This window comes from Vibrio breoganii (assembly GCF_024346795.1).
Lineage (GTDB): Bacteria > Pseudomonadota > Gammaproteobacteria > Enterobacterales > Vibrionaceae > Vibrio > Vibrio breoganii.
Genome location: NZ_AP024864.1, coordinates 2,598,487 through 2,611,842, shown reverse-complemented (window position 1 = coordinate 2,611,842; position 13,356 = coordinate 2,598,487). Strand labels below are relative to the sequence as shown.

At 45.2% G+C, this 13,356-nt stretch carries 21 protein-coding genes; 20 read left to right on the top strand and 1 reads right to left on the bottom strand.

The features are described 5' to 3' along the window. Positions 1 to 4: 4 nt before the first annotated feature. Complete coding sequence (locus tag OCU35_RS12135; protein WP_017029458.1) at positions 5 to 247, bottom strand: SlyX family protein; 243 nt, start codon at positions 245 to 247, stop codon at positions 5 to 7. Between the two features lie 265 nt (positions 248 to 512). On the opposite strand from OCU35_RS12135, the gene fkpA reads away from it, so the two are divergent. The 20 genes from fkpA to rpsQ all read left to right on the top strand — a co-directional run bounded on the left by fkpA (position 513) and on the right by rpsQ (position 13,300). After that, entirely contained in the window at positions 513 to 1,283 is a 771-nt protein-coding gene (gene fkpA / locus OCU35_RS12130) for an FKBP-type peptidyl-prolyl cis-trans isomerase (RefSeq protein ID WP_017031385.1), read from the top strand. Positions 1,284 to 1,434: 151 nt separating this feature from the next. Then, on the top strand, positions 1,435 to 2,160 hold the full coding sequence (locus OCU35_RS12125; protein ID WP_017029460.1) for a helix-turn-helix transcriptional regulator: 726 nt from the start codon (positions 1,435 to 1,437) through the stop codon (positions 2,158 to 2,160). Position 2,161: 1 nt separating this feature from the next. Continuing rightward, positions 2,162 to 2,554 carry a sulfurtransferase complex subunit TusD gene (gene tusD, locus OCU35_RS12120; protein ID WP_261825417.1) on the top strand — a complete coding sequence of 131 codons (393 nt, stop codon included), beginning with the start codon at positions 2,162 to 2,164 and terminating at the stop codon, positions 2,552 to 2,554. Beyond that, complete coding sequence (tusC, locus tag OCU35_RS12115) at positions 2,551 to 2,907, top strand: sulfurtransferase complex subunit TusC (RefSeq protein WP_017029462.1); 357 nt, start codon at positions 2,551 to 2,553, stop codon at positions 2,905 to 2,907. The genes tusD and tusC overlap by 4 nt, the downstream gene beginning before the upstream one ends. Positions 2,908 to 2,909: 2 nt before the next feature. After that, positions 2,910 to 3,182 (top strand): sulfurtransferase complex subunit TusB, encoded by a 273-nt coding sequence (gene tusB / locus OCU35_RS12110; protein ID WP_017029463.1) that lies wholly within the window; start codon positions 2,910 to 2,912, stop codon positions 3,180 to 3,182. 189 nt (positions 3,183 to 3,371) lie between these two features. Beyond that, entirely contained in the window at positions 3,372 to 3,746 is a 375-nt protein-coding gene (gene rpsL / locus OCU35_RS12105; RefSeq protein WP_004399892.1) for a 30S ribosomal protein S12, read from the top strand. A 97-nt stretch (positions 3,747 to 3,843) separates the two neighbouring features. Further along, positions 3,844 to 4,314 (top strand): 30S ribosomal protein S7, encoded by a 471-nt coding sequence (rpsG, locus tag OCU35_RS12100; protein WP_017029464.1) that lies wholly within the window; start codon positions 3,844 to 3,846, stop codon positions 4,312 to 4,314. A gap of 136 nt (positions 4,315 to 4,450) precedes the next feature. Next, entirely contained in the window at positions 4,451 to 6,544 is a 2,094-nt protein-coding gene (gene fusA, locus OCU35_RS12095) for an elongation factor G (RefSeq protein WP_017242607.1), read from the top strand. Between the two features lie 149 nt (positions 6,545 to 6,693). Next, on the top strand, positions 6,694 to 7,878 hold the full coding sequence (gene tuf, locus OCU35_RS12090; protein WP_261825416.1) for an elongation factor Tu: 1,185 nt from the start codon (positions 6,694 to 6,696) through the stop codon (positions 7,876 to 7,878). 485 nt (positions 7,879 to 8,363) lie between these two features. Then, entirely contained in the window at positions 8,364 to 8,675 is a 312-nt protein-coding gene (gene rpsJ, locus OCU35_RS12085) for a 30S ribosomal protein S10 (protein WP_004736761.1), read from the top strand. 14 nt (positions 8,676 to 8,689) lie between these two features. Continuing rightward, positions 8,690 to 9,319: a 50S ribosomal protein L3 gene (rplC, locus tag OCU35_RS12080; RefSeq protein WP_017242792.1), complete on the top strand. Its 630-nt coding sequence runs from the start codon at positions 8,690 to 8,692 to the stop codon at positions 9,317 to 9,319. A 16-nt stretch (positions 9,320 to 9,335) separates the two neighbouring features. Next, entirely contained in the window at positions 9,336 to 9,938 is a 603-nt protein-coding gene (gene rplD, locus OCU35_RS12075) for a 50S ribosomal protein L4 (protein ID WP_017029102.1), read from the top strand. Continuing rightward, positions 9,935 to 10,237, top strand: coding sequence for a 50S ribosomal protein L23 (gene rplW / locus OCU35_RS12070; RefSeq protein WP_017029101.1), 303 nt, complete (start codon positions 9,935 to 9,937; stop codon positions 10,235 to 10,237). The genes rplD and rplW overlap by 4 nt, the downstream gene beginning before the upstream one ends. 15 nt (positions 10,238 to 10,252) lie before the next feature. Continuing rightward, positions 10,253 to 11,077, top strand: coding sequence for a 50S ribosomal protein L2 (gene rplB / locus OCU35_RS12065; protein WP_017029100.1), 825 nt, complete (start codon positions 10,253 to 10,255; stop codon positions 11,075 to 11,077). 19 nt (positions 11,078 to 11,096) lie between these two features. Beyond that, a complete protein-coding gene (rpsS, locus tag OCU35_RS12060; RefSeq protein ID WP_017029099.1) occupies positions 11,097 to 11,375 on the top strand; it encodes a 30S ribosomal protein S19 in 279 nt (92 codons plus the stop codon). 10 nt (positions 11,376 to 11,385) lie between these two features. Next, a complete protein-coding gene (gene rplV / locus OCU35_RS12055; protein ID WP_017029098.1) occupies positions 11,386 to 11,718 on the top strand; it encodes a 50S ribosomal protein L22 in 333 nt (110 codons plus the stop codon). Positions 11,719 to 11,734: 16 nt separating this feature from the next. Continuing rightward, positions 11,735 to 12,433 carry a 30S ribosomal protein S3 gene (gene rpsC, locus OCU35_RS12050; protein ID WP_017029097.1) on the top strand — a complete coding sequence of 233 codons (699 nt, stop codon included), beginning with the start codon at positions 11,735 to 11,737 and terminating at the stop codon, positions 12,431 to 12,433. An 11-nt stretch (positions 12,434 to 12,444) separates the two neighbouring features. Then, positions 12,445 to 12,855 (top strand): 50S ribosomal protein L16, encoded by a 411-nt coding sequence (gene rplP / locus OCU35_RS12045; RefSeq protein WP_017029096.1) that lies wholly within the window; start codon positions 12,445 to 12,447, stop codon positions 12,853 to 12,855. Continuing rightward, positions 12,855 to 13,046 (top strand): 50S ribosomal protein L29, encoded by a 192-nt coding sequence (gene rpmC, locus OCU35_RS12040; RefSeq protein WP_017029095.1) that lies wholly within the window; start codon positions 12,855 to 12,857, stop codon positions 13,044 to 13,046. The genes rplP and rpmC overlap by 1 nt, the downstream gene beginning before the upstream one ends. After that, a complete protein-coding gene (gene rpsQ, locus OCU35_RS12035; RefSeq protein WP_017242791.1) occupies positions 13,046 to 13,300 on the top strand; it encodes a 30S ribosomal protein S17 in 255 nt (84 codons plus the stop codon). Before rpmC ends, rpsQ begins: the two co-directional genes overlap by 1 nt. Positions 13,301 to 13,356: the final 56 nt, after the last annotated feature.

Genomic DNA, 13,356 nt, shown 5'->3' with positions numbered 1-13,356 from the left:
CTCTTTAGTAATGAGGAGGCGGTGTTTCTTCAGTGGGATCCGCTAGGTTAGAGGCATCAATATTTTTAACCTTACCCACAACATACTTCATCTGGTGCTGCATCTTCGAGATAAGGATCTGTTGCTGACTAAGGGCGTCATTGAGCTCATCGATGGTTTGTTCTTGGAATGCAGCCTTGCACTCAAGGTCATCAATCTTCTGATTGAGTTGCTGAATTAAAGTAGAAATCTCAGTCGTGTTGGACATCAAAGCGAGCCTATAAAGTCGATAATGGCCCGCAGTTTACCCCAGATCATCATTCCCTTCATCTTTTAGGGAACTATTATAAATAACTGTGTCTAAAAGCCCATCGCTCGCAATTTTACTTAGAAATGACAATAAATAGTTGTCTAGACGCAATTATAATTCGTACACTGATCTGTAATTTGTTAATTTTAATAAGATTAGCGATAAATAATCTGCACTAAAAAGTGCTCGTAGCAAATGGCGCAGCCATGATTTGGAGAACTCAATGAAACCAATGCTAAAACTTTCTCTGCTTGCAGCAACTGTTGCTCTAGCAGTAGGTTGTCAAAAAGAAGAAGCACCAAAGACAGAAACTGCAGCAGCAGCTCCAGCAGAAGCAGCAGCAATGCAATTCAACTCTGACGACGATAAAGCGGCATACGCAATCGGTGTTTCGTTCGCTACTTACCTAAAAGCAAGTGTAGAGAAGCCTCAAGAAATCGGCATTGAACTTAGCGATGAGATGGTACTTAAAGGTATTACTGATGCGTTTGGTGGTAATGCGGGTCTTAACGAAGATGAAATCCGTCAAGCTCTTGAAGGCCTTGATGCTCGCGTAAGTGAGCAAATGGCTGCTCAAGCTGCAGAGAAATCAGCAGCTGCAATCAAAGCAGGCGAAGACTTCCGTGCAGAATTTGCTAAACAAGACGGCGTAATGCAAACAGAGTCAGGCATTCTTTACCAAGTAGAGAAGCAAGGCGACGGCGCAACACCTAAAGAAACTGACGTTGTTAAAGTGCACTATGTGGGCACACTAACAGACGGCACTCAGTTCGACAGCTCAATTGAGCGTGGCGAACCAGCGACATTCCCTCTTAACCGAGTGATTCCTGGTTGGACTGAAGGCGTTCAGCTAATGCAAGTGGGTTCTAAGTACAAGTTCGTTATCCCACCAGAGCTTGCATACGGTGACCAAGAGTCTCCAGCTATCCCTGCTAACTCAACACTAGTGTTTGAAGTTGAGCTATTGGATATTGAAGCTCCAGCTGCACAGTAAGCGTTAAAAAATACTTATGAAACCGAGGCTTGCCTCGGTTTTTTTGTATTTTGTTTATGACTCAGATCAGAATATTGCGGTGTTGACTCAGGCAGGACTCTCTTTTTTAAAATATTCTGATAAACTTTGACTTAATATTTGAATTCTGAACATGGACAAGCGCGTGAACACAGAAACTCTCGATACAGAATCGCTTTTAGAGTTGGAATCCGTTGATGTTAAGCCCTTTACGGAGCATGACAAGATCATCCTGCGCTCATATGAGGCTGTGGTTGATGGCATAGCGAGTTTAATTGGACAATTCTGTGAGATCGTTCTTCACTCTCTAGAGGATCTCAACACCTCTGCTATCCGTATCGCCAATGGTGAGAATACCGGTCGCCAAGTAGGTTCACCGATTACCGACCTAGCGTTGAAGATGCTGAAAGACATCGAAGGCTCTGAGCGTAATTTTTCTCGTGCTTACTTTACCCGTGCTAAAGGCGGAGTATTGATGAAGTCTATTACCGTTGCTATCCGCAATGGCGATAATCGAGTTATTGGCCTTTTGTGTATGAATGTCAACTTGGACGCACCCTTCTCTCAAGTGCTGCACTCGTTCATGCCAACAGAAGAAGCAGAAGCTGCTGCATCATCGGTAAACTTTGCTAGTGATGTAGAAGAGCTGGTGGACCAAACCGTTGAGCGCACCATTGATGAAGTCAATGCGGACAAGATGGTCTCTAACAATACCAAAAATCGTCAGATCGTTATGGAACTGTACGACAAGGGTATCTTCGATATTAAAGATGCTATCAACCGTGTAGCAGATCGTCTCAACATCTCTAAACACACCGTTTATCTCTACATTCGTCAGCGTAAGACTGAGGAAGAGTAGTTTGAGCCTATCGTACACCTTAGTGGTCAGTGGCGAGGTTTATGGTGAGCAATCTAGTTTAAATGCTTACCAATTTGCTGAAGCACTGATAAAAAAGGGACACCGTCTAGTCAGCGTGTTCTTTTATCAACAAGGGGTAACGAACGGTAATGGCCTTACCGTTCCGGCGAACGATGAGTTTGATCTAGTGTCTGCCTGGCAGCAATTGGCTGCGGAACATGGCATGTTATTGCAAACCTGTGTAGCAGCAGCACTGCGAAGAGGTATTGTTGGCAAAGAAGAATCTGAGCAACATCAGCTTGCACAGTCAAATCTTGCAGACGGCTTTGAGCAATCGGGTCTCGGGAGTTTGGCTGAGGCTTTATTGACTCAGGATAGGGTAGTGCAGTTTTGAAGAAGATTACCTTTGTATTTACCAGTACCCCGCACAGCACAGCGCAAGGTAGGGAAGGCCTAGATGCCATTCTCGCGACGTCTGCGTACAGTGAGAACCTGCAACTGGTCTTTGTTGGGGATGGGGTGAGCCAGCTATTAAAACAGCAGCAACCGCAATCTATCCTTAGCCGAGATTATATCTCTGCATTTCGTTTACTGGATCTCTATGAAGTCGAAGAGGTCTATGTGTGCAGTGAAAGCCTCAGCGAATTAGGCTTTACTCAGCAAGAGCTGTTCTTGGACGCAGAACTTTTAGATAGCGAAGGGATAGCACACAAGCTTGCCACTTCTGATGTCGTACTAAGGTTTTAGTCATGCTTCATATTGTTTCTCGTTTACACAGCCTAGAGACTCTATCTCGCTATGTTTCAGCCAAGGACACGGTGCTTTTGGTGGAAGAAGCGGTGTACGCAGCGAACCCTAAACACAAAAAACATGCACTATTACCCTCTATTGAGGTTAAAGCGCTTCAGCCTGACCTCATAGCTAGAGGTTTGGAGAGTGTATGTCCTTCACATATCGAAGCGGTCGACTTTGCTGGATTCGTGGATCTCACGGCCGAACACAGCAAATCCATTACTTGGTAAGCACTTTTCTGCGTGTTTATGTCCGATCTAGGCACGATCTGATAAGGATCTGCCTACTGGTTAAAAAAGATCTGTATATTTCTTGACACCCCCCCCATCCCCGAATAGAATTTCGCGTCCCTAATTGCACTAGTGTGATAGGGCTTAGATTTTTCACAAAGCTTACTTTAAGTAATCAGGAGCTAGTTAATGGCAACTATTAACCAGTTGGTACGTAAGCCTCGTGCAAAGCAAGTTGTTAAAAGCAACGTGCCTGCACTAGAAGCGTGCCCACAAAAACGTGGTGTATGTACTCGTGTTTACACTACTACACCAAAAAAACCTAACTCAGCACTTCGTAAGGTTTGCCGTGTTCGTCTAACGAACGGCTTTGAAGTGACTTCGTACATCGGCGGTGAAGGCCACAACCTTCAAGAGCACAGTGTTGTTCTTATCCGTGGCGGTCGTGTTAAAGACCTTCCAGGTGTGCGTTACCACACTGTTCGCGGTGCACTTGACTGTGCAGGCGTAAACGACCGTAAACAAGGTCGTTCTAAGTACGGTGTGAAGCGTCCTAAGTCTTAATGGATTCCGTTAAGTAAGGCCAAACACTAAATTAAATTTTAATTTTGAAGAAACTGTAAAGTTTTGGATAACCTGAAGAAGACAACGGAGAATTCCTATGCCACGTCGTCGCGTTATTGGTCAGCGTAAGATCCTTCCAGATCCTAAGTTCAAATCTGAACTGCTGGCAAAATTCGTTAACATCCTTATGGTTGACGGAAAGAAATCTACTGCAGAGAAAATTGTTTACACTGCACTAGAAACTATGGCTGAGAAGTCTGGTAAAGACCACTTAGCTGTATTTGAAGAAGCTCTTGAAAATGTTCGCCCAGCGGTAGAGGTTAAATCTCGCCGTGTAGGTGGTTCAACTTACCAAGTACCTGTAGAAGTTCGTCCGGTTCGCCGTAACGCTCTTGCTATGCGTTGGTTGGTTGAAGCTGCGCGTAAGCGTGGTGAAAAATCTATGGCTCAACGCCTAGCTGCTGAAATGCTAGACGCGTCTGAGAACAAAGGTACTGCGGTTAAGAAACGTGAAGACGTTCACCGCATGGCTGACGCTAACAAAGCGTTCGCACACTACCGCTGGTAATCCCTCGGTAATACCTTTAGTGCAGCGAGCTTTGCTCGCTGCATTTCTCTATTTTTCAGAAAGGAAAAATAGGGTCTATTCATATTTTTAAAGCTCTTTTTAAAATATTAATAGTCCCTAATAAGAGGATACAATCGTGGCTCGTAAAACTCCTATTGAGCACTACCGTAATATCGGTATCGTGGCTCACGTAGATGCAGGTAAAACAACCACAAGTGAGCGTATTCTATTCTATACCGGTCTCTCCCATAAAATTGGTGAGGTTCATGACGGCGCAGCAATCATGGACTGGATGGAGCAAGAGCAAGAGCGTGGTATTACTATCACATCTGCGGCTACCACCACCTTTTGGCGCGGTATGGAAGCTCAATTCCCAGATCATCGCATCAACATCATTGATACCCCAGGACACGTAGACTTCACTATCGAAGTAGAGCGCTCATTGCGCGTACTTGATGGTGCTGTAGTGGTATTCTGTGGCGCGTCTGGTGTTGAGCCTCAATCTGAAACCGTTTGGCGTCAAGCTGACAAATACGGTGTTCCTCGTCTAGTGTTCGTTAACAAAATGGACCGTACGGGTGCAGATTTCTTGCGTGTTGTCGATCAAATTGAAGAGCGTCTTGGCGCAACTCCAATTCCAATCCAACTAAACGTAGGTACGGAAGAAGAGTTTGCTGGCGTTGTTGACCTTATCAAGATGAAGCGCATCAGCTGGAACGAAGCTGATCAAGGTATGTCTTTCTCTTATGAAGATATCCCTGCTGACATGCTTGAAAGTGCTGAAGAGTGGCGCATTAACTTGGTTGAAGCAGCCGCTGAAGCCAATGAAGAGCTAATGGACAAATACCTTGAAGAGGGTGAACTAAGCGAAGCGGAGATCAAGCAAGGTCTACGTATCCGCACCCTTAACAATGAAATCGTGTTGGCAACGTGCGGAAGTGCTTTCAAAAACAAGGGTGTTCAAGCTGTACTTGATGCTGTTGTTGACTTCCTACCATCTCCAGTGGATGTTCCTGCGATTCAAGGCGTAGACGAAAACGAAAAAGAAGTTGAGCGTCATGCCGACGACAAAGAACCGTTTTCAGCACTAGCATTTAAGATTGCGACAGACCCGTTTGTAGGTACGTTGAGCTTTGTGCGTGTGTATTCTGGTGTTGTCAAAACCGCGGATACGGTCTACAACTCAGTAAAACAGAAAAAAGAACGTCTTGGTCGTATTGTGCAAATGCACTCGAACAAGCGTGAAGAAGTGAAAGAAGTACGAGCAGGCGATATTGCCGCTGTAATCGGTCTTAAAGACGTAACTACAGGTGATACCTTGTGCGATATGAACCACAAAGTGGTCCTAGAGCGCATGGAGTTCCCTGATCCAGTTATTCAGATTGTGGTTGAGCCAAGATCTCAAGCAGACCAAGATAAAATGGCCATTGCTTTAGATAAACTTGCTGCGGAAGATCCTTCTTTCCACGTGGAAATGGACGAAGAAACAGGTCAAACACTGATCTCAGGTATGGGTGAGCTTCACCTTGATATCATCGTCGACCGTATGAAGCGTGAATTCAATGTTGGTTGTAACGTAGGTAACCCTCAAGTGGCTTACCGTGAAGCGATTCGCGGCACAACTGAGATTGAAGGTAAATTTATTCGCCAAGGTGAGCGTAACCAATACGGTCACGTTTGGCTTAAACTTGAGCCGTCTGAACCCGGCGAAGGTTTTGTTTTTGAAAACGATATTGTGGATGGTGTGGTTCCAAGTGAATACATTAATTCGGTATCGAAAGGTATCGAAGAACAAATGATCAATGGTGTGCTTGCCGGCTATCCTATGCAGGATGTCAAAGCGACTTTGTTCGATGGTTCTTACCACGATGTTGACTCAAGTGAGATAGCGTTTAGAATCGCTGCCTCAATGGCGTTCAGGGATGGTGCTCTTAAGGCACAACCAGTTCTCCTTGAACCAATGATGAAAGTTGAAGTAACTACTCCAGAAGACTGGATGGGTAGTGTAGTGGGTGACCTAAACCGTCGCCGCGGCATTATTGAGGGCATGGAAGATGGTACTGCAGGACTCAAAGTAGTCCGTGCGCAGGTTCCACTGTCTGTCATGTTTGGTTATTCAACTGACTTGCGTTCGGCGACACAAGGCCGTGCTTCTTACTCTATGGAGTTTAGTGAGTACGCTGAAGTGCCGAAGAATGTGGCTGATGCTATTATTGCCGAGCGTGGTTAATAGTTTAGGCGTTGTATAGACCTGATGAAATTTTCAGATCAGCACGCCTAAATATTGCGCTAAAGGCGTTTGATGCTTAAAATAGCAAATTCTGACGCGCCTCGACTATGTCTGGTCGCGGCGAATCATAACTAGGAAGGAACACGATCGTGTCTAAAGAAAAATTTGAACGTACGAAACCGCACGTAAACGTTGGTACTATCGGCCACGTTGACCACGGTAAAACAACTCTAACTGCTGCTATCTGTACTACTCTTGCAAAAGTATACGGCGGTGTTGCTAAAGACTTCGCTTCTATCGATAATGCTCCTGAAGAGCGTGAGCGCGGTATCACAATCGCTACTTCTCACGTAGAGTACGATACTCCTGAACGTCACTACGCACACGTAGATTGTCCTGGACACGCCGATTATGTTAAAAACATGATCACTGGTGCTGCTCAAATGGACGGCGGTATCCTAGTTGTTGCTGCGACTGATGGCCCTATGCCTCAAACTCGTGAGCACATCCTACTTGGTCGTCAGGTTGGTATCCCTTACATCATCGTATTCATGAACAAATGTGACATGGTTGATGATGAAGAACTACTTGAGTTAGTAGAAATGGAAGTTCGTGAACTTCTTTCTGAGTACGATTACCCAGGTGATGATCTACCAGTAATCCAAGGTTCTGCACTTGGCGCTCTAAACGGCGAAAAGCAGTGGGAAGACAAAATCGTTGAGCTTGCAGAAGCACTAGATTCTTACATTCCACTTCCAGAGCGTGCTGTTGACCAACCGTTCCTACTTCCTATTGAAGATGTATTCTCAATTCAAGGTCGTGGTACTGTTGTTACTGGTCGTATCGAGCGCGGTATCCTACGTGTAGGTGACGAAGTAGAAATCGTTGGTATCAAAGAGACTACTCTTACTACTTGTACTGGTGTTGAAATGTTCCGTAAGCTGCTTGACGAAGGTCGTGCAGGTGAGAACGTTGGTGCACTACTACGTGGTACTAAGCGTGATGACGTTGAACGTGGCCAAGTACTTGCTGCTAAAGGTTCTATCAACCCACACACTAAGTTTGAGTCAGAAGTGTACGTTCTTTCTAAAGATGAAGGCGGCCGTCACACTCCTTTCTTCAAAGGTTACCGTCCACAGTTCTACTTCCGTACAACTGACGTAACAGGCGACATCACTCTACCTGAAGGCGTAGAGATGGTAATGCCAGGCGACAACATCCAAATGACTGTTGAGCTAATCGCTCCAATCGCAATGGATGAAGGTCTACGTTTCGCAATCCGCGAAGGTGGCCGTACTGTAGGTGCTGGTGTTGTTGCTAAGATCTTTGACTAATATTTAGTTAAAATCTTGCGATACTCTTCCTCGGAAGAAACCGCATTTGAAAAGGGAAGCTTCGGCTTCCCTTTTTTGTATTTTATAAGCTGGCAGCTATAAGCTTTCAGCCATCAGATTCCCTCACTTCCACTCTCTGACAGCTGAAAGCTTCCAGCTTATAGCTGATCCTTCGATTATTTTTCACTCACCCCTTGCATACCCTTCTGCGATCTGTATAATGCCTCCCACTGACTTAGGTCGGTTTGTGAACCAATGAGCACTGAGGGGCTAGGTTTTTCCTAGGTAACGTATACTCAGCTTATGTTCGCGGTTAATACAATTAATAAATAGCGTTAAGCTACAAGTTAATCGAAAATTAACTGACAATGCTTCCTGATTTTGGAGGCTACGGTTTCACATAAATCAATCGGCATTCCCTTATCTTTTTAAGCGTGAGTGGCGATATTGTTTGTGTATTTAATTATTAATTGGAGCTCTGTCTCATGCAGAACCAACGTATTCGTATCCGCCTTAAAGCTTTCGATTATAAACTAATCGATGCTTCAACTGCGGAAATCGTTGAAACAGCAAAACGTACTGGCGCACAGGTTCGTGGTCCTATTCCACTACCTACTCGTAAAGAGCGTTTCACTGTTCTAACTTCCCCACACGTTAACAAAGACGCACGTGACCAGTACGAAATTCGTACTCACAAGCGTTTGATCGACATCGTAGAACCAACTGACAAGACTGTAGATGCTCTTATGCGTCTAGACCTTGCTGCTGGTGTTGATGTTCAAATCAGCTTAGGTTAAGGGAGATTAGAATAATGATTGGTCTAGTCGGACGTAAAGTGGGTATGACCCGCGTATTTACCGAAGAAGGCGTTTCTATCCCAGTAACTGTAGTGGAAGTAGAAAATAACCGTGTATCACAAGTTCGTACTCTTGATACTGATGGTTACTCTGCAATCCAAATTACAGCTGGAGCTAAGAAAGCTAGCCGCGTTAATAAAGCCGAAGCTGGTCACTTTGCGAAAGCAGGTGTTGAAGCAGGTCGCGGTCTTTGGGAATTCCGTTTAGAAAACGGCGAAGAGTTTGAAATTGGCGCTGAGCTAAATGTAGAACTTTTCAACGAAGTTAAAAAAGTAGACGTTACTGGTACATCTAAAGGTAAAGGCTTCCAAGGCGCTATCAAGCGTTGGAATTTCTCTACTCAAGATATGACTCACGGTAACTCCTTGTCTCACCGTGCACCGGGTTCAATTGGCCAATGTCAAACTCCAGGTCGCGTATTTAAAGGCAAGAAAATGGCTGGTCACATGGGAGCTGAGCGTGTAACGACTCAAAACCTAGAGATCGTACGTGTTGACGCTGAGCGCAATCTGCTTCTTATTAAAGGTGCAGTACCAGGCTCAATCGGCGGCAACGTTATCGTAAAACCAGCTGTTAAAGCATAACGTCTAGGAGTAAGTAATGGAATTGATGGTTAAAGGTGCTGATGCACTAACTGTTTCCGAGACTACTTTCGGACGTGACTTCAACGAAGCTCTTGTACACCAAGTAGTTGTTGCTTTTGCAGCAGGTGCTCGTCAAGGTACTCGTGCTCAAAAGACTCGTTCTGAAGTATCTGGCGGTGGCGCTAAGCCATGGCGTCAGAAAGGTACTGGCCGCGCACGTGCTGGTACTATTCGTAGCCCAATCTGGCGTTCAGGTGGTGTTACTTTTGCTGCGAAACCACAGGATCACAGCCAAAAAGTTAACAAGAAAATGTACCGCGGCGCTATGAAAAGCATTCTTTCTGAGCTAGTTCGTCAAGAACGTCTAGTTGTTGTAGATAACTTCTCAGTAGAAGCACCAAAAACTAAAGAGCTAATAGCTAAGCTGAAAGATCTTGAGCTTAACGATGTTCTGATCGTAACTAGTGAAGTAGATGAAAATCTATTCTTAGCTGCTCGTAACCTTTATAAAGTTGACGCTCGTGACGTTGCTGCGATTGATCCAGTAAGTCTTATTGCGTTCGACAAGGTTCTAATTACTGCTGAAGCAGTGAAGCAAGTTGAGGAGATGCTGGCATGATCACTGAAGAGCGTCTACTAAAAGTTCTACGTGCTCCACATATCTCTGAAAAAGCAACTATGGCTGCAGAGAAAGCGAACACTATCGTTTTCAAAGTAGCAAAAGATGCAACTAAAAAAGAGATCAAAGCAGCTGTAGAAAAGCTATTTGAAGTTGAAGTTAAGTCTGTAAATACTCTTGTTCTCAAGGGTAAGACCAAACGTCAAGGTATGCGTGAAGGCCGTCGTTCAGACGTGAAAAAAGCTTACGTTACCTTGAAAGAAGGTCAAGATCTTGACTTCGTTGGCGGTGCGGAATAACAGGAGTAGTTAAGAATGGCTATTGTTAAATGTAAGCCGACTTCCCCTGGTCGTCGTCACGTAGTTAAAGTTGTTAACGCTGACCTACACAAGGGTAAGCCATACGCTCCACTTCTAGAGAAAAACTCTAAGAACGGTGGTCGTAACAACAACGGTCGTATCACAGTACGTCACATCGGTGGTGGTCACAAACATCACTACCGTCTAGTTGACTTTAAACGTACTAAAGATGGCATTCCAGCGAAAGTTGAGCGTCTAGAATACGATCCAAACCGTAGCGCAAACATTGCTCTAGTTCTGTACGCAGACGGTGAGCGCCGCTACATTATCGCACCTAAAGGTATTTCAGCTGGTGATACAGTCCAGTCTGGTGTTGATGCGCCAATCAAAGCAGGTAACACTCTGCCGATGCGCAACATCCCAGTTGGTTCAACTGTTCACTGTGTTGAGCTTAAGCCTGGTAAAGGTGCACAAATTGCTCGTTCTGCAGGTGCATACGCACAAATCATCGCTCGCGATGGTGCATATGTAACTGTACGCCTACGTTCTGGCGAGATGCGCAAAGTTCTTTCTGAAGGTCGTGCAACGATCGGTGAAGTTGGTAACTCTGAGCACATGCTACGTGAACTAGGTAAAGCTGGTGCTTCACGCTGGCGCGGCGTACGTCCAACCGTACGTGGTGTAGTAATGAACCCGGTAGACCACCCACACGGTGGTGGTGAAGGTCGTACATCTGGTGGCCGTCACCCAGTATCACCTTGGGGTCAGCCTACTAAAGGCTTTAAGACTCGCAAGAACAAGCGCACTGACAAGTACATCGTACGTCGTCGTAATAAGTAATCTATAAAGAGGAATCGCCATGCCACGTTCTCTCAAGAAAGGTCCTTTTATTGACCTGCACTTGCTGAAGAAGGTAGAGAAAGCGGTAGAGAATAGCGACAAAAAACCAATTAAAACTTGGTCTCGCCGTTCAATGATCATCCCAACAATGATTGGTTTGACTATCGCTGTCCATAATGGTCGTCAGCACGTACCAGTATTCGTTACCGAAGAAATGATCGGTCACAAACTGGGCGAATTCGCACCAACTCGTACTTATCGCGGCCATGCTGCAGATAAGAAAGCTAAGAAGAAATAAGGAGTAGATGATGGAAGCTTTAGCTAAACATAACTTTGCTCGTATTTCTCCACAGAAAGCGCGCCTTGTAGCGGATCAAATCCGTGGCAAGAATGTTGATCAAGCACTAGAAATCCTAACTTTCAGCAACAAAAAAGCTGCTGAACTAGTTAAGAAGGTTCTTGAATCAGCAATCGCGAACGCTGAGCATAACGAAGGTGCAGATATCGACGATTTAAATGTCGCTAAAATCTTCGTAGATGAAGGTCCTATCATGAAGCGTATTATGCCTCGTGCTAAAGGCCGTGCCGACCGTATCTTGAAGCGTTCTTGCCACATCACTGTTGTTGTTGCAGACGCTTAAGACTAGGAGATAAGCAATGGGTCAGAAAGTACATCCTAATGGTATTCGTCTTGGCATCGTCAAGCCTTGGAATGCTACATGGTTTGCTAACACCAAAGATTTCGCTGACAACCTAGACGGCGACTTCAAGGTACGTCAGTTCCTTACTAAGGAACTTTCAAAAGCGTCTCTTTCACGTATCGTTATCGAGCGTCCTGCTAAGAGTATTCGTGTGACTATTCACACTGCTCGTCCAGGCGTTGTGATCGGTAAGAAAGGCGAAGACGTTGAGAAGCTACGCGCAGCTGTAGCTAAAATCGCAGGTGTACCGGCGCAGATTAACATCGCTGAAGTACGTAAGCCTGAGCTTGATGGTCAACTAGTAGCTGATAGCATCGCTTCTCAGCTAGAGCGTCGTGTTATGTTCCGTCGTGCTATGAAGCGCGCAGTTCAAAACGCAATGCGTCTAGGTGCTAAGGGTATCAAAGTAGAAGTAAGCGGCCGTCTTGGCGGTGCTGAAATCGCGCGTACTGAATGGTACCGTGAAGGCCGTGTGCCACTACACACCCTACGTGCTGACATCGATTACGCAACTTCTTCGGCTCACACCCAATACGGTGTGATCGGCATTAAAGTCTGGATCTTCAAAGGTGAAATCCTAGGCGGTATGCCAGCTGCTAATGCAGTAGAGCCAAAGGCTGACAAGCCTAAGAAGCAGCGTAAAGGCCGTAAGTAAGGAGTCGACTAATGCTACAACCTAAACGTACTAAGTTCCGTAAGGTTCAGACAGGTCGTAACCGTGGCCTAGCTAAAGGTACTGAAGTAAGCTTCGGCGAATTCGGTCTTAAAGCTGTTGGTCGTGGACGTATTACTGCTCGTCAAATCGAAGCGGCACGTCGTGCAATGACACGTCATGTTAAGCGTCAAGGTCAAATCTGGATTCGTATTTTCCCAGACAAACCGATTACTGAAAAACCTCTTGAAGTTCGTCAAGGTAAAGGTAAAGGTAACGTAGAGTACTGGGTTGCTCAAATCCAACCTGGCAAGGTTATGTACGAAATGAATGGCGTACCTGAAGAGTTGGCACGTGAAGCGTTCCGCCTAGCGGCACGTAAACTGCCTATCAAAACAACATTTGTAACTAAGCAGGTGATGTAATGAAAGCACAAGAGCTACGTGAAAAAAGCGTTGAAGAGCTTAACGCTGAGCTATTAAATTTGCTACGTGAACAGTTCAACTTGCGCATGCAAGCGGCAACTGGTCAACTACAGCAAACACATACTCTTAAAGCTGTACGTCGTGATATCGCACGTGTTAAAACCGTATTGACTGAGAAGGCAGACGCATAATGAGCGACAAAACCCGTACTTCACTTGGTCGTGTTGTTAGTGACAAAGGCGATAAGTCTATTGTTGTTGCTATCGAGCGCATGGTTAAACACCCAATTTACGGCAAGTTCGTAAAGCGCACGACTAAGATTCACGCACATGATGAAAACAACGAGTGTGGCCTAGGCGATACTGTTGAAGTTCAAGAATGTCGTCCACTGTCTAAGACTAAGTCTTGGACTTTGGTGAAAGTTGTAGAAAAAGCGAAAATCTAATTTTCGTTAATTTTTAACAACTTAAAGCGGCTTCCAGGTTTTTTTGGAAGCCGCTT

Coding starts and splice junctions, on each gene's coding strand:
- rpsJ (WP_004736761.1), top strand. CDS start 8,364: ATGCAGAACCAACGTATTCGTATCCGCCTTAAAGCTTTCGATTATAAA.
- rplC (WP_017242792.1), top strand. CDS start 8,690: ATGATTGGTCTAGTCGGACGTAAAGTGGGTATGACCCGCGTATTTACC.
- rplD (WP_017029102.1), top strand. CDS start 9,336: ATGGAATTGATGGTTAAAGGTGCTGATGCACTAACTGTTTCCGAGACT.
- fkpA (WP_017031385.1), top strand. CDS start 513: ATGAAACCAATGCTAAAACTTTCTCTGCTTGCAGCAACTGTTGCTCTA.
- OCU35_RS12135 (WP_017029458.1), bottom strand. CDS start 247: ATGTCCAACACGACTGAGATTTCTACTTTAATTCAGCAACTCAATCAG.
- rplP (WP_017029096.1), top strand. CDS start 12,445: ATGCTACAACCTAAACGTACTAAGTTCCGTAAGGTTCAGACAGGTCGT.
- rpmC (WP_017029095.1), top strand. CDS start 12,855: ATGAAAGCACAAGAGCTACGTGAAAAAAGCGTTGAAGAGCTTAACGCT.
- rpsC (WP_017029097.1), top strand. CDS start 11,735: ATGGGTCAGAAAGTACATCCTAATGGTATTCGTCTTGGCATCGTCAAG.
- rpsS (WP_017029099.1), top strand. CDS start 11,097: ATGCCACGTTCTCTCAAGAAAGGTCCTTTTATTGACCTGCACTTGCTG.
- rpsL (WP_004399892.1), top strand. CDS start 3,372: ATGGCAACTATTAACCAGTTGGTACGTAAGCCTCGTGCAAAGCAAGTT.
- tusB (WP_017029463.1), top strand. CDS start 2,910: ATGCTTCATATTGTTTCTCGTTTACACAGCCTAGAGACTCTATCTCGC.
- rpsQ (WP_017242791.1), top strand. CDS start 13,046: ATGAGCGACAAAACCCGTACTTCACTTGGTCGTGTTGTTAGTGACAAA.
- rplW (WP_017029101.1), top strand. CDS start 9,935: ATGATCACTGAAGAGCGTCTACTAAAAGTTCTACGTGCTCCACATATC.
- rpsG (WP_017029464.1), top strand. CDS start 3,844: ATGCCACGTCGTCGCGTTATTGGTCAGCGTAAGATCCTTCCAGATCCT.
- OCU35_RS12125 (WP_017029460.1), top strand. CDS start 1,435: ATGGACAAGCGCGTGAACACAGAAACTCTCGATACAGAATCGCTTTTA.
- rplB (WP_017029100.1), top strand. CDS start 10,253: ATGGCTATTGTTAAATGTAAGCCGACTTCCCCTGGTCGTCGTCACGTA.
- rplV (WP_017029098.1), top strand. CDS start 11,386: ATGGAAGCTTTAGCTAAACATAACTTTGCTCGTATTTCTCCACAGAAA.